Source organism: Acinetobacter sp. ACNIH2, assembly GCF_002934965.1.
GTDB classification, from domain to species: Bacteria; Pseudomonadota; Gammaproteobacteria; order Pseudomonadales; family Moraxellaceae; genus Acinetobacter; species Acinetobacter tandoii.
The window spans coordinates 1088283-1105707 of sequence record NZ_CP026412.1; the positions used below are offsets into that span (position 1 = coordinate 1088283).

The 17425-nt window shown below is 42.1% G+C and carries 17 protein-coding genes and 4 tRNA genes; 7 read left to right on the forward strand and 14 right to left on the reverse strand.

The features are described from left to right. Positions 1–9: 9 nt before the first annotated feature. The 8 genes from nusA to tpiA form a co-directional block, all read right to left on the reverse strand. A complete protein-coding gene (gene nusA / locus C3F34_RS05060) occupies positions 10–1494 on the reverse strand; it encodes a transcription termination factor NusA (protein ID WP_016168395.1) in 1485 nt (494 codons plus the stop codon). Between the two features lie 35 nt (positions 1495–1529). Next, entirely contained in the window at positions 1530–2054 is a 525-nt protein-coding gene (rimP, locus tag C3F34_RS05065; RefSeq protein WP_104441190.1) for a ribosome maturation factor RimP, read from the reverse strand. Positions 2055–2258: 204 nt separating this feature from the next. Beyond that, positions 2259–2335: transfer RNA gene (locus C3F34_RS05070), tRNA-Met, on the reverse strand. Between the two features lie 89 nt (positions 2336–2424). Next, positions 2425–2501 (reverse strand) — tRNA-Met (locus C3F34_RS05075). 71 nt (positions 2502–2572) lie between these two features. Further along, positions 2573–2649: transfer RNA gene (locus tag C3F34_RS05080), tRNA-Met, on the reverse strand. A 48-nt stretch (positions 2650–2697) separates the two neighbouring features. Next, positions 2698–2782: transfer RNA gene (locus tag C3F34_RS05085), tRNA-Leu, on the reverse strand. Positions 2783–2835: 53 nt separating this feature from the next. Next, the gene (gene secG / locus C3F34_RS05090) at positions 2836–3165 is read right to left on the reverse strand and encodes a preprotein translocase subunit SecG (RefSeq protein WP_016168397.1); all 330 of its coding nucleotides are present in this window, start codon (positions 3163–3165) and stop codon (positions 2836–2838) included. Positions 3166–3178: 13 nt separating this feature from the next. Continuing rightward, complete coding sequence (gene tpiA / locus C3F34_RS05095; protein WP_104441191.1) at positions 3179–3970, reverse strand: triose-phosphate isomerase; 792 nt, start codon at positions 3968–3970, stop codon at positions 3179–3181. 280 nt (positions 3971–4250) lie between these two features. Between tpiA and pilB the strand changes: the two genes are divergently transcribed. From pilB to coaE, 4 genes are read left to right on the forward strand one after another with little or no spacing between them, the layout of a single operon-like run. Continuing rightward, positions 4251–5957, forward strand: a complete 1707-nt coding sequence (pilB, locus tag C3F34_RS05100) for a type IV-A pilus assembly ATPase PilB (RefSeq protein WP_104441192.1) — start codon at positions 4251–4253, stop codon at positions 5955–5957. 28 nt (positions 5958–5985) lie between these two features. Then, the gene (locus C3F34_RS05105) at positions 5986–7212 is read left to right on the forward strand and encodes a type II secretion system F family protein (protein WP_044739185.1); all 1227 of its coding nucleotides are present in this window, start codon (positions 5986–5988) and stop codon (positions 7210–7212) included. Further along, on the forward strand, positions 7212–8072 hold the full coding sequence (locus tag C3F34_RS20695; protein WP_044739184.1) for a prepilin peptidase: 861 nt from the start codon (positions 7212–7214) through the stop codon (positions 8070–8072). Before C3F34_RS05105 ends, C3F34_RS20695 begins: the two co-directional genes overlap by 1 nt. Positions 8073–8074: 2 nt before the next feature. Continuing rightward, entirely contained in the window at positions 8075–8692 is a 618-nt protein-coding gene (coaE, locus tag C3F34_RS05115; RefSeq protein ID WP_044739183.1) for a dephospho-CoA kinase, read from the forward strand. Here coaE and C3F34_RS05120 read toward each other — a convergent pair. From C3F34_RS05120 to C3F34_RS05130, 3 genes are all read right to left on the reverse strand, one after another. Further along, positions 8689–9606 carry a DMT family transporter gene (locus C3F34_RS05120; RefSeq protein ID WP_044739182.1) on the reverse strand — a complete coding sequence of 306 codons (918 nt, stop codon included), beginning with the start codon at positions 9604–9606 and terminating at the stop codon, positions 8689–8691. The genes coaE and C3F34_RS05120 overlap by 4 nt on opposite strands. 33 nt (positions 9607–9639) lie before the next feature. Next, a complete protein-coding gene (gene rlmB / locus C3F34_RS05125; protein WP_044739181.1) occupies positions 9640–10392 on the reverse strand; it encodes a 23S rRNA (guanosine(2251)-2'-O)-methyltransferase RlmB in 753 nt (250 codons plus the stop codon). Positions 10393–10528: 136 nt separating this feature from the next. Then, positions 10529–10852 carry a pyrimidine/purine nucleoside phosphorylase gene (locus C3F34_RS05130; RefSeq protein ID WP_016168405.1) on the reverse strand — a complete coding sequence of 108 codons (324 nt, stop codon included), beginning with the start codon at positions 10850–10852 and terminating at the stop codon, positions 10529–10531. A gap of 328 nt (positions 10853–11180) precedes the next feature. Between C3F34_RS05130 and recN the strand changes: the two genes are divergently transcribed. From recN to ruvX, 3 genes are all read left to right on the forward strand, one after another. Further along, complete coding sequence (gene recN / locus C3F34_RS05135) at positions 11181–12842, forward strand: DNA repair protein RecN (protein WP_104441193.1); 1662 nt, start codon at positions 11181–11183, stop codon at positions 12840–12842. A 113-nt stretch (positions 12843–12955) separates the two neighbouring features. After that, a complete protein-coding gene (locus tag C3F34_RS05140; protein ID WP_104441194.1) occupies positions 12956–13510 on the forward strand; it encodes a YqgE/AlgH family protein in 555 nt (184 codons plus the stop codon). Then, positions 13503–13946: a Holliday junction resolvase RuvX gene (ruvX, locus tag C3F34_RS05145; RefSeq protein ID WP_016168408.1), complete on the forward strand. Its 444-nt coding sequence runs from the start codon at positions 13503–13505 to the stop codon at positions 13944–13946. The genes C3F34_RS05140 and ruvX overlap by 8 nt, the downstream gene beginning before the upstream one ends. Before the next feature lie 43 nt (positions 13947–13989). On the opposite strand, the gene C3F34_RS05150 is transcribed toward ruvX, so the two are convergent. Genes C3F34_RS05150 through C3F34_RS05160 form a run of 3 tightly spaced genes read right to left on the reverse strand, consistent with a single transcriptional unit; the run spans position 13990 to position 17331 of the window. Then, on the reverse strand, positions 13990–14994 hold the full coding sequence (locus C3F34_RS05150; protein WP_104441195.1) for an HlyD family secretion protein: 1005 nt from the start codon (positions 14992–14994) through the stop codon (positions 13990–13992). A gap of 38 nt (positions 14995–15032) precedes the next feature. After that, the gene (locus C3F34_RS05155) at positions 15033–15242 is read right to left on the reverse strand and encodes a DUF1656 domain-containing protein (RefSeq protein WP_044739178.1); all 210 of its coding nucleotides are present in this window, start codon (positions 15240–15242) and stop codon (positions 15033–15035) included. Between the two features lies 1 nt (position 15243). Further along, positions 15244–17331, reverse strand: a complete 2088-nt coding sequence (locus tag C3F34_RS05160) for an FUSC family protein (protein ID WP_171284951.1) — start codon at positions 17329–17331, stop codon at positions 15244–15246. Positions 17332–17425 lie beyond the last annotated feature (94 nt).

A 17425-nucleotide genomic window follows, 5' to 3' on the forward strand; every position in this document is an offset into this window, starting at 1 on the left:
TATTACCTCCTAGTTAAACCATGATTCACGCGCTTTCATAATCAATTGACCCGCTTGCTCAGCCCCTAAACCTTCAATATCCGAGATATCGTCAGTCGCTTGGTCTGCCAAGTCATCAACAGTCACTACTCCGCGTGCAGCCAATGCATACGCGATTTCCTGTGTCATTCCTTCCATTGCAAGAAGTTCAGCACTTGGATCTTGGATATTTTCTTGTTGTTGTAGTGCATCTGCCAATGCCACTTCTTTGGCACGACTTTGCAACAACTCAACAGTTTCAGCATCCAACTCAATTTCATCAAATGTTTCAGCTGGAACATAAGCAATTTCTTCAAGAGAAGTAAAGCCCATCTCCACCAATGCCATTGCTAAATCTTCTTCAATGTCTAAACGTGATACAAATAAGTCTAGATATTGTTGCGCTTCATTTTGCTGACGAGCATGATACTCTTCTTCAAGCATCATGTTTAATTTATAGCCAGTCAATTCAGAAGCTAAACGCACGTTTTGGCCTTGAGAACCAATCGCACGTGCAAGTTGATCGCTAGTTGCAAAAATAATGTCCGCAGTACGCTCTTCTTCATCAATCACGATACCAGATACATCAGCAGGCTCTAAAGCGCTGGCAATATATTGTGCTGGATCATCAGACCATACCACTACATCAATACGCTCACCATTCAATTCCTGTTGAACTGCTTGAATACGCGTACCACGCATACCAATACAAGCACCTACAGGATCAATACGGTGGTCATTGGTTTTCACTGCAATTTTAGCACGCACACCTGGTTGACGCGCTGCAGCTTTAATCTCAATGATTTCTTCAGAAATTTCAGGAATTTCTTTTTTCATCAGAGCCATGAGCATTTCAGGGCGTGAACGTGACAATAACAATTGTGCACCACGACCTTCACGATTTACGTTAAACAAAATCGCATTCATGCGTTGTTTTGGACGTAAAATTTCTTTCGCGATCATTTCTTCACGCGCAAGATACGCTTCAGCATTATCACCAAGGTCAATAATGAAACCATCTTTGGTTTGCTTTTTCACTTCACCGTAAATAAGCTCACCAACTTTAGATTCATATGCATCAGCAACTAAAGCACGTTCAGCTTCACGAATCTTCTGTACGATCACTTGCTTGGCAATTTGCGCTGCAATACGACCGAAATCAATAGATTCTACTTCCAACTCACGAATGTCACCAATCGACCATTTCGCTGGATCTACGTCAGAAATAGCATCTTGACATGCAGGCATTTCATGATCTTCATCTGCAACCACTTCCCATTGGCGGAAAGTACGATAGTCACCAGTTTTACGATCAATCTCTACACGGAGACGCGCTTCTTCAGAGTTGGTTCCTTCGTAAAATTTCTTTTTCGTCGCAGCAACAAGCGCTTGTTCTAAGGCTTCGAAAATCGCTTCACGAGGTACCCCTTTTTCATTACTAACCGTTTCAACGACGGTAAGAATTTCACGTGCCATAAGCCACCTATTCGTTCAGATTCTTATAAATTAAATTAATCTTGATAAACCAGATTTGCTTTGTCGATATTGTTGCTATCAATTTCAAGCACTTGTTGCTTTTCTACTTCAACCTGAATCACTTCATTTTCCAGATCTACTGCAACCAATTTAGCTTGAAATTTGCGACGATTTTCAACAGCACTGATCAGGCGTAAAGCAACTTGTTGACCAATATATGCCGGCATCTGCTCCAATTGGAAAAATGGACGATCCCAACCTGGAGAAGACACTTCAAGTGCATACTCACCAGAAATTGGATCATGAACATCAAGCATAGCACCCACTTGTTGAGTGACACGCACACAGTCTTGTACGCCAACACCACGGCCCAGCTCAGGCTCGCCGTCTTCATTGATCGTTGGTTCTACATTTTCATCAACAGCTTTGTCAATATAGATACGTAATAATGAACGTTTGCCTTGAGGGATAAATTCAATCCCCCACAAATCTACATTACAAGCTTGCACTGCAGGAGCGATTAAGTCTTGGAGTGCTTGGGTTTTATTTGATAACTTCATTTACTCTCGTCATTTTGTGCGATTCAATAGTCGTGTTGACCGATGAAACAGACCTACTATAGTGAAGCATGACTATTTGACCAATTGATGTCGACACTACACGATAGCCAATAAAAAAGGGCGTAATCGCCCCAATTATTACACAGAAAACTAATGTCCACTGTGCAAAAAGGCCCACCTTGTTGTGAGCCTCTTTTAGAAACTTGGTAGCGGGAGCTGGATTTGAACCAACGACCTTCGGGTTATGAGCCCGACGAGCTACCAGACTGCTCCATCCCGCATCAACGTGCAAAAATTATATACAAATATGAAATATTTTTCAATCTAAATACTTCGTACTCGCTCTGATTTAGTTGCACCTAAATCAAATTGGTAGCGGGAGCTGGATTTGAACCAACGACCTTCGGGTTATGAGCCCGACGAGCTACCAGACTGCTCCATCCCGCAACAAAACGCAAAATTTCTTAATTTAACAATTTAAATTACTTATTTTAGTTTGCTTCTAAAACAAGGTTGATTGGTAGCGGGAGCTGGATTTGAACCAACGACCTTCGGGTTATGAGCCCGACGAGCTACCAGACTGCTCCATCCCGCATCAACAGATTTGCCGCATACACCAACTTAATTTTCTGGATTCATAAGTTGGTGCGGAAGGGGGGACTTGAACCCCCACGCCCGAAAGCACTACCACCTCAAGGTAGCGTGTCTACCAATTCCACCACCACCGCAGCTGTGACGCATTCTAGTAGCATCGCCACAAAAAAGAAAGGATTAATTCTAATTATTCGCTCGTTTTAGGTGCAGCTGGCGAAGTTTCACCCGAATTCGTTGTTGCTGGGGCTGTTGTTTGTACAGATTTTAAGCTATATGCTTCTGTTGTTTGCTGTTTTGCAAATACTGCTAGCGTTAAACTGGTAATAAAGAATAAGGCTGTCAAAATTGCGGTTAAGCGGGTTAAGAAGTTACCTGAACCTGATGCACCAAAAACGGTTGCAGCGCCACCGCCACCAAAAGAGGCACCTGCATCTGCGCCCTTACCATGCTGTACAAGAATCAAGCCAATCATTAATACGGCAAGAATAATATGCACCACTAGCACAAAAGTATGCATGATGAACTCCTCGTTATTTTGTATGCGCAAAGGCCTGAGCAATTTGATAAAAAGATGCAGCATTCAAAGATGCTCCACCCACTAAGGCGCCATTAATATCTGGACAGGCCGCTAACTCTACTGCATTTTCTGGCTTAACACTACCGCCATATAAAATTGGCATTGTGCTGCCCAGTGTTGTGAGCTGTTTTAAACCTTCACGAATTTTAGCATGCATGCTTTGTGCATCTTCTGGTGATGCAGTTTTACCTGTTCCAATCGCCCAAATTGGTTCATAAGCAATCACGATCTGGTGCCACTGCTCTGCTGTTACACAACTTGCAATATCACAAATCTGTTGTAATACCACTTGATCAGCTTGACCATTCTCGCGCTGCTCAAGGCTTTCACCGACACAATAAATGACCGTTAGACCTTCTGCCAAAGCATGTTTTACTTTTTCACGAATGACGTGTGGCTGATCACCAAAAAATTCACGTCGCTCAGAGTGACCAATCAACACATGTTCAATCGCGCTATCTTTTAATAAAGCCGCACTCACCTCACCCGTATATGCACCAGTCCCTGCCATACGAGAGACATCTTGTGCAACCACATGAACAGTACGATTCGCTTGTTTTAATTCGTCTTTTACTAAATGGAGTGCGATTGAAATCGGTGCAACCGCTAAATGGCATTGCGCTTGAGAAATTTCATTCTTGTTCAATAATTCTTTAAATTCATTTATAAGTTGTTTGGCATTCACCTGCATTGGATTCATTTTCCAATTACCTACAACCCAAGGCGTGATCGTCGAATCCGACATACTTAACCCATTCACAAAACAATTGATTTAAACGGCGACATTCTACACGGAATTCCTGATTGAGAAGATAATTTTCTTGACAGTTTAGTATTAACTTCACTTTTTTATATTTTTTTCAGTCATTAAAATGGCAAAAAAAATCAGTTTCATTAGACTAGTTCATGCTTTTCATGAATAGTTGGCGAAACACGACACTTTCAGATATGGTATTTTTATACAACAAAAGTATAATTTTACGATACCAATTATAAACAATTTAATTGAAGTAGGCATTAAGCGAATGACAGCACTACAAGGTTCTCCACGATTTACAGGTTTTATTCGCCGCTTGGTCGAAGATGGGATTGTTTCTACTGAAAACATGCAGGCTGCAGTTAACAGCGCAAGAAAAACAAACCAAGATATTGTCCCTTATCTAATTGAAAACCTAAAACTCAAACCGATTGTCATTGCCGAAAAAATTTCAGAAGAATTTGGTGAACCCTTATTTGATCTTTCGACTTATGACTCTGCCCATATTTTAAGAGATGTCGTTGAAGACAAATTGATTACTAAATTCCGCGTGTTGCCGATTTTCCGACGTGGACATCAACTCTTTGTAGCCACCAGCAATCCAACGCATATGGATGCCATGGATGCTATGCGCTTCAACAGCAAACTCAGTATTGAAGCGATTATTGTTGAACATGACAAATTAGAAAAAATTATTGAACAAAATTATGCAGAAGAAAGCACTTTCGAGTTTGATGATGACTTTGAATTGCACGTCCATGAAGAGCCTACGGATCAAGAAGACAATGATGAGCAACCTCAAGAAGATGAAGCTCCAATTGTCAAATATATCAATAAATTATTGATTGATGCGATTCGTATGGGCGCATCCGACTTACATTTTGAACCCTATGAAAAAGTCTATCGTGTGCGCTATCGTGTCGATGGGGTTTTACGCCAGATTGCAACTCCTCCTCTACAGTTAGCCAACCGTCTAGCTTCACGCTTAAAAGTCATGTCACAAATGGACATCGCTGAAAAACGTGTGCCACAAGATGGTCGTATTAAGCTAAAAATTTCAAAATCCAAAGCGATTGATTTTCGTGTCAACTCACTACCAACCCTATTTGGGGAAAAAATTGTACTGCGTATTTTAGACCCTTCGAGTGCAATGCTAGGAATTGATGCACTAGGTTATGAACCTGAACAAAAAGCCTTATTTATGGAAGCACTGGAAAAGCCACAAGGGATGCTACTTATCACAGGCCCGACTGGTTCTGGTAAAACGGTTTCTCTCTATACAGGCTTAAATATCCTGAACAAAGAAGATACCAATATTTCAACCGCAGAAGATCCTGTCGAAATTAACTTAGAAGGGATTAATCAGGTTAACGTTAACAATAAAGTTGGCTTGACGTTCTCTGCTGCATTAAAGTCTTTCTTACGTCAAGATCCAGACATTGTTATGGTCGGTGAGATTCGAGATTTAGAAACGGCTGAAATTGCGATTAAAGCCGCGCAAACAGGTCATATGGTGATGTCTACCCTACATACCAACAGCGCACCAGAAACATTGACTCGTTTAAGAAATATGGGTGTCCCTTCCTTTAACATTGCAACCTCTGTAAACTTAGTCATTGCGCAACGACTCGCTCGTCGACTCTGTTCACAATGTAAAGTACCTGCTGAAATACCAAAAAATAGCTTGTTAGAAATGGGCTTCACTGAGCAAGAGATCGAACAACCAGACTTTAAAATTTTTCAGCCTGTCGGTTGTTCAGAATGTCGAGACGGCTATAAAGGGCGTGTGGGGATCTATGAAGTAATGAAAGTTACACCTGAAATATCCAAGATTATTATGGAAGATGGCAATGCAATTCAAATTGCAGAAGCATCGGCAAAATTGGGGTTTAATAATCTACGTATTTCAGGTTTAAAGAAGGTCATGCAAGGGGTAACTTCACTACAAGAAGTCAATCGTGTGACCAGCGAATAAAGTACGTATTTAAAATAAGGATAAACGCATGGCTGTCAAAAAAGCACAGATGATGCCAACCTTCAGTTATGAAGGAGTTGACCGCAAAGGGGCAAAAATTAAAGGGGAACTCCCTGCACGGAATATGGCTTTAGCTAAAGTCACCTTACGCAAGCAAGGGGTTGCGATTAAAACCATTCGAGAAAAACGCAAGAATATTCTTGAAGGTTTGCTAAAAAAGAAAGTCAGTACACTGGACATCACCATTTTCACACGCCAATTGGCAACCATGATGAAAGCGGGTGTACCCTTGGTACAAAGCTTTGAAATTGTGGCTGAGGGTTTAGAAAACCCAGCAATGCGTGAAGTCGTCCTCGGAATTAAGGGTGAAGTCGAAGGTGGTAACACCTTTGCTGGCGCATTAAAAAAATACCCACAATACTTTGACAATTTATTTTGCTCGCTGGTTGAATCTGGTGAACAATCAGGTGCGCTTGAAACCATGCTAGATCGCGTCGCGATTTATAAAGAAAAAAGTGAACTCCTGAAGCAAAAAATCAAAAAAGCCATGAAATATCCAGCAACAGTGATTGTGGTGGCGGTTATTGTCACCATCATTTTGATGGTGAAGGTTGTTCCTGTATTCCAAGATTTATTTAGCTCATTTGGCGCTGATCTTCCAGCTTTCACCAAAATGGTCGTCAATATGTCAGAGTGGATGCAAAAATACTGGTTCATTCTGATTATTGCGATTGGCGTATTGATTGCCGTATTTCTTGAAGCGAAAAAACGGAGTAAAAAATTCCGCGACTTTTTGGATAAAGCAGCATTAAAAGCACCTATTTTTGGTGATCTGGTTTATAAAGCCATTATCGCCCGTTACAGCCGTACTTTAGCCACGACTTTTGCTGCCGGCGTTCCACTGATTGATGCTTTAGAATCGACTGCTGGGGCGACCAATAATGTTGTCTATGAACAAGCAGTACTTAAAATCCGAGATGATGTTGCAACTGGTCAACAATTGCAGTTTGCTATGCGGGTCACTGATAAATTCCCTGCGATGGCAGTACAAATGGTTGCTATTGGTGAAGAATCTGGTGCATTGGATGCTATGTTGGATAAAGTCGCCACACACTATGAAAATGAAGTCGATAACGCCGTTGATGGCTTAACCTCAATGATGGAGCCCCTAATCATGGCGATTCTTGGCGTACTTGTCGGTGGTCTGGTGATTGCCATGTACCTTCCAATCTTCCAAATGGGTTCTGTGGTTTAATGCAAGATTTACTTTATTATTTTATTCAAAACCCAACTGCACTTTATATCGCGGTTGGGATTTTTAGTTTATGCATTGGTAGTTTTTTAAATGTTGTCATCTATCGTACTCCCAAAATGATGGAACAAGAGTGGCGTCAAGACTGTCAACTGCTCCTTCACCCTGAACAAGCCATTTTGGATGAGAAAAAACTCAGTCTCAGCCAGCCAGCTTCCACCTGTCCAAAATGTAAGAAACCTATTCGTTGGTATCAGAATATCCCTGTCATTAGCTGGTTAGTATTACGTGGTAAATGTGGAACCTGTAGTAACCCGATCAGTATCCGCTACCCTTTAGTTGAATTGCTGACTGCCATCTGCGCTTTGACAGTCGTCGTAGTCTATGGTCCAACCCTTCAGATGCTATTTGGTTTAATTCTCACTTATACTCTGATTGCACTGACTTTTATCGATTTCGATACCCAGCTTCTACCTGATCGCTATACCTTACCATTGGCAGCATTAGGACTGGGAATTAACAGCTATTCTATTTATACCTCACCAAGCGTTGCCATCTGGGGCTATATCATTGGTTTTCTTTGTCTTTGGATTGTGTATTACCTGTTTAAAATTATTACAGGTAAAGAAGGCATGGGCTATGGTGACTTTAAATTACTGGCTGCTTTAGGGGCTTGGATGGGTCCTTTACTGCTGCCATTGATCATACTGCTGTCTTCTTTGGTTGGAGCAATCATTGGAATCATTCTTCTCAAAATCCGTAAAGAGAATCAACCTTTTGCTTTTGGCCCCTATATTGCCATTGCAGGTTGGGTTGCCTTTTTATGGGGTGAACAGATTATGAAAGTTTATCTAGGACAATGAGCATGCAAGCGCCATTCATTCTTGGTCTTACAGGTGGAATTGGTAGCGGGAAATCAGCTGCCAGCCATTGGTTTGAAACACAAGGCATTCAAGTGGTTGATGCTGATATTGTCGCGCGTGAAGTGGTCGAACCCGATCAGCCTGCCTTACATGCCATTCAAGCCGCTTTTGGTGACTGGGTACTCGATAAAACAGGTGCACTCAATCGTAAAGCCTTACGTGAACATATCTTTCAACATGCCAATGCACGTAAAGTTTTAGAAGGCATCACCCACCCAGCTATTCGACAATCAATTATTCAGCAACTGCAAGATGCCACAAGTCCTTATGTGATTCTTGTCTCTCCGTTACTGCTAGAGACAAATCAGCATGAGTTGACTGATCGTGTCTTGTTAATTGATGCATCGGAAGACTTACAGATTGAACGCGCCAGCCAAAGAGATCGCCAAAGTATTCAGCAGATCCGACAGATTATTCAAGCACAAATGCCTCGAAAGCAAAAACAACAGTTAGCGCATGATATTGTGCTCAATGATGGTCATCTCAGCCATCTTTATGCACATCTTGAACCTTTACATCAAAAATATTTAAGTATGGCAGAGAAAAAGAAGTCACTTTAAGATGACTTCTTTTGTTGATCGAGTTGCGCTTGTAAGGTGTCTTTACGCAACCAGCGCCACGGCTGCAAAGCTCCAAATCCCATACCTAACAAACCACAGATAATTGCCAAACTTAAGGGTTCATGTAACAAAGGAACTGCCAAAATCGCCGCAATAAATGGTGCTAAAGTCACGATACTGCCTGCTTTGAACGCACCTAAGCGTTTAATTGCCTCCACATAAGTCAGCGTTGCAACAATCACCACAAAAATGCCATGAAATAATGTTTGCAATACCAAATGCATAGGCTCAGGCTGATCCAGATGTTTCGGTAAAAATAATAAATAAATCGGTAAATAGATGATAGCAGACCAAATCGCGACACTCGCCATGGAATGCCAAGCGGAAAGTTTCCATTGCCGCAATAGAACCGTAAAAATCCCCCACCACATTGCACTCAACAGAAACAATAAGTCACCAAAACCAAAAGCAACCCCAGTTTCCTGATACATCAGATAAGACATTGAGCCAATTGCGGTCAGCATAATAGCTAAACTCAACCATGTATGGCGATCAAAAGGATGTTTAAACAGTACATAGGCTGCAATCGCCGTGCATAGTGGTAAACAGCCATTCAAGAAAATCGCGGCATGTGCCGCTGGGACATAATGAAATGCGCTATATGACGTTAAGCAATATGCCACACCACCAATGAGCGCTAAAATAACAGGTTGCTTATGCCACAAAAATGCCGTGTCTTTTTTATAAATTAAAATCGGCATTAAAATGCAAAACGCCAGTGCAAAACGTAGTGCAGTGATATCCCACGCACTGATATGCCATTGCGCACTTAAACGGGAGGTTAAAGTAAAACCGCCCCAAATGCACATTGTTATAGCAACAAATAAATAACCTTGGGAGCGGTGTGAAATCATGATTTAAACAATATTTTAGAAAATAACGGCGAATCAAACACTTTGGCGTTGGCGACAAGCTTCATACAGTGCCATGCCTGTAGCGACACTCACATTTAAACTTTGCAGGTTACCCGCCATCGGAATATACACAGTTTGATCACATTGCGACTGGGTAATTGGGCGTAGACCTGTATCTTCAGCACCCATCACCACACATACCGCGGTTCCAGTAAAATCGAACTGTTGTAATGGAAGTGCTTTCTCATCAAGCATAGTCCCCACCACACGCACATTAAACTCATCTTTAATTTGCGCTAAAGTTCGCGCCAAATTAGTCACTTGGATAAACTTCACCTTCTCCGCACCACCCGCTGCCACTTTACGCGCTGTCGGAGTCAGACTTGCAGAACGATCACGTGGCACAATCACGGCTTCCACCCCCATTGCTGCTGCAGTACGGATACATGCACCCAGATTATGTGGATCCGTCACTTGGTCTAAACCAAGCAACAAACAGTTTGGCGATTGTTTAAGTAAAGCTTCGAGATCTTTTTCATTTAAAGTTGGATGCGGACGTACAGCAGCCACAACTCCCTGATGGAAAGGCAGACCTGCCAATTTTTCCAGACTGTCTCGACTAGCTTTCTGTACGCTGATACCAAAAGGTTCAGCCAATTGCAGAATCTTCTGTAGACGCTGATCATCACGACCTTTTAAGGTGAACAAAGTTAGAACACGTTCAGGCTCCAATTCTAAGAGCGACTCTACTGAATGAACCCCATAATAATATTCAGGTTTTGCCATGAACAACCTCAAGTAAGCAGAAAGACAGGGAGAAAATACAAATAGAAAATCCTGCAAAGTTGCCTTTACAGGATTTTGACTTAAGCTATAGTTTAACTGATTTTGGTTAAAATAGCTTTGCTTATCCGTCCTAGACTTAGCCTTCTAAATGGCAAACATAATCCAAGACTTCATCTGTTTCGATTTTAAAACGGCTATTGCCTGGTACATAGAAAGATTGTCCTGCACGGAACAATTCACTTTCTTCGCTATCCGCAATTTTTACACGGCACTCACCAGAAATAATTTCCATACGCTCAGGCACATGTGTTTCAAACGTTAAGGCTTGTTCAGTTGGAAGAATAACGCCTAGGGTTTTTTTGGTTCCATCTTCAAATTGAACGGTATGGCTAATGCATAACCCACCAAAGTAAACGTTCGATTTTTTGATAACTGATACATGATCAAACTGAGCTGACATGCGTATTCTCCAGATGATGCGCATAAATATCTTAATGATTGATGTAGTTTAAATAGGCAATAGCAACTAATCAATCGGTGTTTATCTGTAAACAGCATTTTTCCTAGAAAACCTAGCGTCACACTTTTACAGCCCCATTTTAACTGAAAAAGTGTATCTGATTGATGTCTTGGACTCAAATTGCTTTAGTCTTAAATCTTTACTATGCAATTGAAAAATTTACGCTAATATAGCATCCAATACAGTTTCAGCATTGTCTGTAACTTGTGATAATTAAAAAACTTGACTATCTTACAGAAACCAAACTTTTCGCAGCTTGGACGCGTTTATGCTGACACATTTAACTCTCATCAATTTTGCCTTAGCTGATCACTTAGCCATTGATATTGATCAAGGTTTTAATGTTCTTACAGGTGAAACTGGCGCAGGAAAATCTTTATTACTGGATGCGCTCTCGGCGAGCTTAGGCGAGCGTACAGACACCAATTACGTCCGCTATGGTGCAGATAAAGCAGATATTACCGCCATATTTAGCTATGAACCGCATAGCCCTGAAGCCTCTTGGTTACAGCAACATGAGTTAGATGATGATACAGGCGAAATTCATTTAAGACGTGTCATTTTTGCAACGGGTCGTAGCAAAGCTTGGATTAATGGCCGCCCAAGTAGCTTGTCCGAACTTAAAGAATTAGGACGACTTTTAGTTCAACTCTACAGTCAGCATAGTCAGCAACAACTTTTAGAGCCACCTTATCCGAAGCACTGGCTTGATCGTTACAGTAATTTTGCGCAACCTGCACAACAGGTCAAAGAAGCCTATTCAAATTGGCAGCAAACCATCCGTCAGCATCAGGCTGCACTCGATGCACAAGCTAGCCGCAAGCAACGTATTGAAACACTTGAGTTACAGCTTGAAGAATTAGAAGAAGTAGTGCAACTGCAATATAAAGAGATTGAACAGGAGTTCGATCGTCTCAGTCATCATGAACACATCATGCAAGATTGTAGTTATGCCTTAAATACTTTAGATGAAGCTGAGCAAAACATTAATCAGGAATTGTCTGTGCTCATTCGTCGCTTAGAGTCCCATGCGGGACGCAGCGAACAATTGGCAGAAATACATAACTCAATTCTGAATGCGCAAAGCGAATTGGAAGATGCAACGGCAAATTTACGTCAGTTTATTGACCGTCAGAGCTATGACCCTGAACGCATGGAAGAATTAAATGCTCAACTTGAAGTTTTTCATCGTTTTGCCCGTAAATATCGCACCCAACCAGAAGCTTTAAATCAGGAATACCAAGGCTGGCAAGCAGAGTTAGCACAGTTGCATGCCCTAGAAGATCCTGAAACTTTAGCCGAACAAGTCGAACTGGCGCATCAGGACTTTTTAAATAAAGCACAACACTTAGATGAAATACGACGTGCAGCCGCAACGCCATTGGCCAAACAATTGACCGAACAGGTGAAGCAACTGGCGCTGCCAGAAGCCCATTTTGAGTTTAAGTTTGAACCGCTGGAACAAGCTTCTGCCGATGGACTAAGCTTTATCCAGCTTTTATTTACGGCCAATAAAGGCATTCCGGCGCAACCTCTGGCTCGTGTGGCTTCGGGTGGTGAATTGTCACGTATTGCCCTCGTGATGCAAGTCATGAATGCAGAGAAAACTGAAGCCGAGGTCTTGGTCTTTGACGAAATTGACGTAGGCATCAGTGGTGGTACTGCCGAAATTGTGGGTCGTCTACTGGCTGATTTAGCACAACATGTGCAAATTCTCTGTATTACTCATCAGGCACAAGTGGCAGCACAGTCAGATCAGCATTTACTGGTGAAAAAACAGCAAACCGATCCTGCAAGCAGCACCATTATTTCACTTGAAGAACAGCAGCGAATTTTGGAATTGGCACGTATGACAGGTGGTGTAGAAATTAGTGAAACTACGCTACAGCACGCAAAACAACTCAGACAATTAAAATTTCAACCCGTATAAATTTAATGTCAAAGCTGTAAAAAAAGATTGGTGAATAGCACAAAGTCTTGTAAGTTGAAAGCATATGGACTGTTGTCTTCACATAAATGACTTTTTTAAGGAGAAATGCTTAGGTGACCAAACAATATCTCACGCATCGTTGCCTGATTGCCCCGCCAGAAATGAAAGATGAGTTTTTTGCTCATACCGTCATTTATTTGGCTCGACATGATGACGAAGGTGCGCAAGGCATTATTATCAATCGACCTTCTGGCATTTCCGTAAAAGAATTACTTAATGATCTAGAAATTGATGCAGATAATGTACATCCGCATGATGTTTTACAGGGCGGACCGTTACGCCCAGAAGCGGGCTTTGTATTGCATACAGGACAACCGACTTGGCATTCCTCGATTGCCGTCGGAGAAAATGTCTGCATTACCACATCTAAAGATATTTTAGATGCGATTGCCCATAACGAAGGTGTAGGACGTTATCAAATTGCTCTAGGTTATGCCAGTTGGGCCAAACATCAACTGGAAGATGAAATTACTCGTGGCGATTGGCTCATTTGCGATGCCGATATGGATCTAATCTTCAACTTGCCTTATGGCGACCGTTGGGACGCAGCGTACAAAAAAATGGGCGTCGACCGTAATTGGTTATCTTCAGAGATTGGTCATGCCTGATTTATCCCCGTCGCAGTTAATCATGGCATTTGACTTTGGTACACAAAAGATGGGCATGGCAGTAGGACAATCTATCATTTCCAGTGCCAACCCATTGCCTTTGTTCCCCATGAAAGATGGTATTCCCAACTGGGACAATTTACTTAAAGTGGTCAAACAGCATCAACCGAACTTATTTTTAGTCGGTTTGCCATTGAATATGGATGATAGTGAATCGGAGCTTTCAACCCGTGCACGCAAATTTGCTCGTCGTTTGCGCCATCAAACTAATATCGAAACCTTGATGGTCGATGAGCGCCTAACCACCCGCGAAGCACGCGATGAACTCGATCATTATCAAGCACAAGGTCGTGGAAAAAAACTTTCTGCCGATAGTCTTGCCGCCGCACTACTGATTGAAAGTTGGTATCGTCACCCCGAAGGTGTACAGCCTTAAAGCTTGATCTGGAAAAGGGTTTTATAATCCTTTTCCATATTTATTACTGCTTGGTCTGGATATGAATAGTGGCTGTTCGCCCTGCAACAAATGCCAATTGGTTTTTCGGCATTTCATCTAACACAATTTTCACAGGTACACGCTGGGCCAAACGCACCCAAGTAAAGGTTGGATTCACATTTGCCAACAAAGTAGAGCTACTCGAACGTTCACGATCTTCAATCCCCGAAGCAATCCCCTGCACATGACCTTTAATTTTCTGATCATCACCCATCAACTGAACTGTTGCAGGATCTCCAATTTGAATATGGTTCAATTTGGTTTCTTCAAAATAGCCCACCACATACAATTGCTGACGATTGACTAAGGCAGCAACGGCATCGCCAGGTTTGACATAATTACCCACCTGTAAACTAAAGTTAGATAAACTTCCATCCGCGGGAGCAACTACCTCGGAACGGGTCAAATTGAGTTGCGCTAAATGTAAATTGCTGTTTGCCACTTCAATTAACGCTTTTTGTTGCACAATATTGGCTTTGGCCTGTTCAATAGCTGCCAACATTTGTTCATGCTCGGCATGTGATTGATCACGTGCTGCAAACATTTGATCCTGTTCTTGTTTAGAAATTGCCCCCTCCATTAAATTGCCATAACGACTGGCATTTTTATCTGCCAAATTGGCATTGGCTTGAGACTTAATCACGTTGGCTTTCGCTTGGGCCAATGCAGCTTCTGCTTCTGCCAAACCTGCATGGGCTTTTGCTAAATCTGATTTTGCCTGCTCTACATCCAGTGCCTGACGTGCGATATCGATTTTAAACAGTACCTGTCCTTTTTTAACAGTTTGGTTATCTTGAACCAAAACCTGAGTGACTAAGCCAGAAACGTCCGAAGATACTTGCATGACATCCCCTCGAACACGACCATCACGTGTCCAAGGCGCTGAATTATAATAATTCCATAAATGTACCACTACGTAGATTGCGGCCAATAACATCACAGTAGTGATAATAGGACGTATGACTTTACGTGTATCTAAGGTATTCATTTCTGTTTCCTCTTCTCTAATTCATTCATCTGTATGGCCTAAATACCCCAAAACAGTAAAAACACTTCATGTACGCCCATTAATAAAATGATATAGAGGCAGATATTGAAGATACCCGGTAATGCAACCCAACCTTTATCCACCCATGGATTGGTCAAGATTGAAACCATTTTAAAGACTAAAAATGCAACAATTGCTTGAATCAAGAAAACAGGAATATAAATTCCATACGCATTTAACTCGCCCATTTCAAGCTCCTGTCTCTGTCGCATGTATCATTTCCGCTGAGGGTGGCTCATGGAAAATACTGCTGCGGATATTATTGATATTCATTTTTACCCGCATACAAAAATCCGCATTCGGTTCGGCTGCTAAGCACTGCTCTACATGCTGCAACTCGGCAAAAACCTGCTGCTTTAAGCCTTCAGGTAAAATCTGTTGCTTTTCTTGCACCAAAAAGGCTTGTTCTAAACTGTGTTGTAAGGCAATAAAAGCCTGCTGTAAGCTCACACTGACGTTCGGGTTCTGGATAAATTCAGCCAACCGACTCAGATTGATGACTGCACTGGTTTCAATCAATGCTAAATTCATAGCCTGCTTAAGCTGCTCAGATTGAACCAATTTGGTATTCAACACCCCAATACGATCAAGCATACTGCGTAAATGGATCCGGAACTGAACCCCATAAGGAATAAACAAAGCCTCACGCATGGCTCGGTAATGCAAAGTCAAAATTCGACTAGCACTGGTTTCTGGCGACATGGCTCGAATAAAATAAATAGCAAAAATTGAGATAATTGGCCCCATGACCCCTGCTAAAGCGGTATCAATGAGTAAAACGGCATCGGTGCTATAACGATTTTGCAAATTTAAACTCATGATGAAGTTAATCAACATTGGCAATGCCAAACCCATTAAAGGCGGATTCGGCAACATACTCAGCAAGTACAACGATAACGGCGCCAGTACAAATGCCAACTGCCAGAATTCATGTACTTCGGGCATAATCACAAATGCATAGAACATGGTAATGATTGCCGCATAGACTGAACCACGAATAAACAAGCGCAACGCAGGTACAGGGTTGTCTAAGCCTGACAAAATACATACCGTAACTGCGGTCAACTGCGCCATCATATAGCCCGCATGCCAACCACTATAAATCCAGAGCAAAAATGCAATCGTCGTCGCAATCACAGCGGCGACAGCACTGCGAACAGCCATACCATGGTCTCGATGCAAACTTGGGTACGAAGTAGTTAAAGTGACAATCTGCTCTGGAATGCGCTTATCGCCTTGCTGAATCAAATCCCATAAACATTTAATGGTCACTACATTTTCTACAAAATGGCGAACGTCCATTTTCAAAGCATGCAGAATAATCTGTTGCTCAGCCACGGCCAATTCTGATAACGCAGTAAAATCTTGTTCAAAGCTCTCTGGTAGTTGTTTGAGTTGATCAACTTGCACATGTTGCTGTGCGCGTAAAAACTGTAATACATGCTCATGTAGCACTGGTAAAACTTGCCGATAACGGGTATCTATTTGATCTAGCTGAGCAACCCGTTCAGACATGGCCACCAGATTAGCCACCGTCATGCTGACTTGGTGCAATAATTCTTGCAGTGACTTAGTCATCCCTTGTAGGGCGCCACGTTCATAACTTAAATGTACCGCCAAACCATGAATATCGGAGGTATCACGGGTAATGGCTGCCAACAATTGAGTATAGCGATGGCTGTGTTCCGGATCGGTTAAAATGCTGTGAAAAACTTGGCGGGTATCATCCAAAGTTTTTTGGACCCGCTTTTGTACCAAAGCCCCTAAATGTACAGGAAATAGAGTGCTCGACACCACTGCACTGCATAATACAGCAACCGAGATTTCTAAAATTCGCCCCAAAGCCATATCGAACACGCTATGGGTACTAATACTATTAATTGAACTGCACACTACCATGACCGTGGTATAACCTGCCAACATAAAGACATAACTACGTGGCGTACGATCCAATAAGGAGATATACAGACACAGCCCCACCCACCCTGCTAAAACCAGTGTAAAAAAGATAGGAAGATCAATAAATTGGGGAGTCAGTACAATCGCAATAATCCCACCGATTAGCGTACCCAAAATACGGTAAACCGCCTTAGACGACACCATACCTGCATACGGATGCGCCACAATAATCACTGTGCCTGCCGCCCACATGGGATAGGTCAGGTCGAGTGAGAATGCAATAAAAAGGGCCAATAGCATTGCAATAAAGGTTTTAACGGCAAAAACCATATCCATACGACTTGGACGAAAGGCCAAAATCGGCTTAATTAACAACATCGCCCCATCCTTTAGACGAAATGAACAGGATCATCTTTTTCAAAGCCACACCAATGTCGACAATATTAATATGCAAACGCTGTCCTATCCGCAG

Excerpts from the sequence above, each read along its gene's own strand:
- nusA (WP_016168395.1), bottom strand. The coding sequence starts at position 1,494 with ATGGCACGTGAAATTCTTACCGTCGTTGAAACGGTTAGTAATGAAAAA.
- rimP (WP_104441190.1), bottom strand. The coding sequence starts at position 2,054 with ATGAAGTTATCAAATAAAACCCAAGCACTCCAAGACTTAATCGCTCCT.
- secG (WP_016168397.1), bottom strand. The coding sequence starts at position 3,165 with ATGCATACTTTTGTGCTAGTGGTGCATATTATTCTTGCCGTATTAATG.
- tpiA (WP_104441191.1), bottom strand. The coding sequence starts at position 3,970 with ATGTCGGATTCGACGATCACGCCTTGGGTTGTAGGTAATTGGAAAATG.
- pilB (WP_104441192.1), top strand. The coding sequence starts at position 4,251 with ATGACAGCACTACAAGGTTCTCCACGATTTACAGGTTTTATTCGCCGC.
- C3F34_RS05105 (WP_044739185.1), top strand. The coding sequence starts at position 5,986 with ATGGCTGTCAAAAAAGCACAGATGATGCCAACCTTCAGTTATGAAGGA.
- C3F34_RS20695 (WP_044739184.1), top strand. The coding sequence starts at position 7,212 with ATGCAAGATTTACTTTATTATTTTATTCAAAACCCAACTGCACTTTAT.
- coaE (WP_044739183.1), top strand. The coding sequence starts at position 8,075 with ATGCAAGCGCCATTCATTCTTGGTCTTACAGGTGGAATTGGTAGCGGG.
- C3F34_RS05120 (WP_044739182.1), bottom strand. The coding sequence starts at position 9,606 with ATGATTTCACACCGCTCCCAAGGTTATTTATTTGTTGCTATAACAATG.
- rlmB (WP_044739181.1), bottom strand. The coding sequence starts at position 10,392 with ATGGCAAAACCTGAATATTATTATGGGGTTCATTCAGTAGAGTCGCTC.
- C3F34_RS05130 (WP_016168405.1), bottom strand. The coding sequence starts at position 10,852 with ATGTCAGCTCAGTTTGATCATGTATCAGTTATCAAAAAATCGAACGTT.
- recN (WP_104441193.1), top strand. The coding sequence starts at position 11,181 with ATGCTGACACATTTAACTCTCATCAATTTTGCCTTAGCTGATCACTTA.
- ruvX (WP_016168408.1), top strand. The coding sequence starts at position 13,503 with ATGCCTGATTTATCCCCGTCGCAGTTAATCATGGCATTTGACTTTGGT.
- C3F34_RS05150 (WP_104441195.1), bottom strand. The coding sequence starts at position 14,994 with ATGAATACCTTAGATACACGTAAAGTCATACGTCCTATTATCACTACT.
- C3F34_RS05155 (WP_044739178.1), bottom strand. The coding sequence starts at position 15,242 with ATGGGCGAGTTAAATGCGTATGGAATTTATATTCCTGTTTTCTTGATT.
- C3F34_RS05160 (WP_171284951.1), bottom strand. The coding sequence starts at position 17,331 with ATGTTGTTAATTAAGCCGATTTTGGCCTTTCGTCCAAGTCGTATGGAT.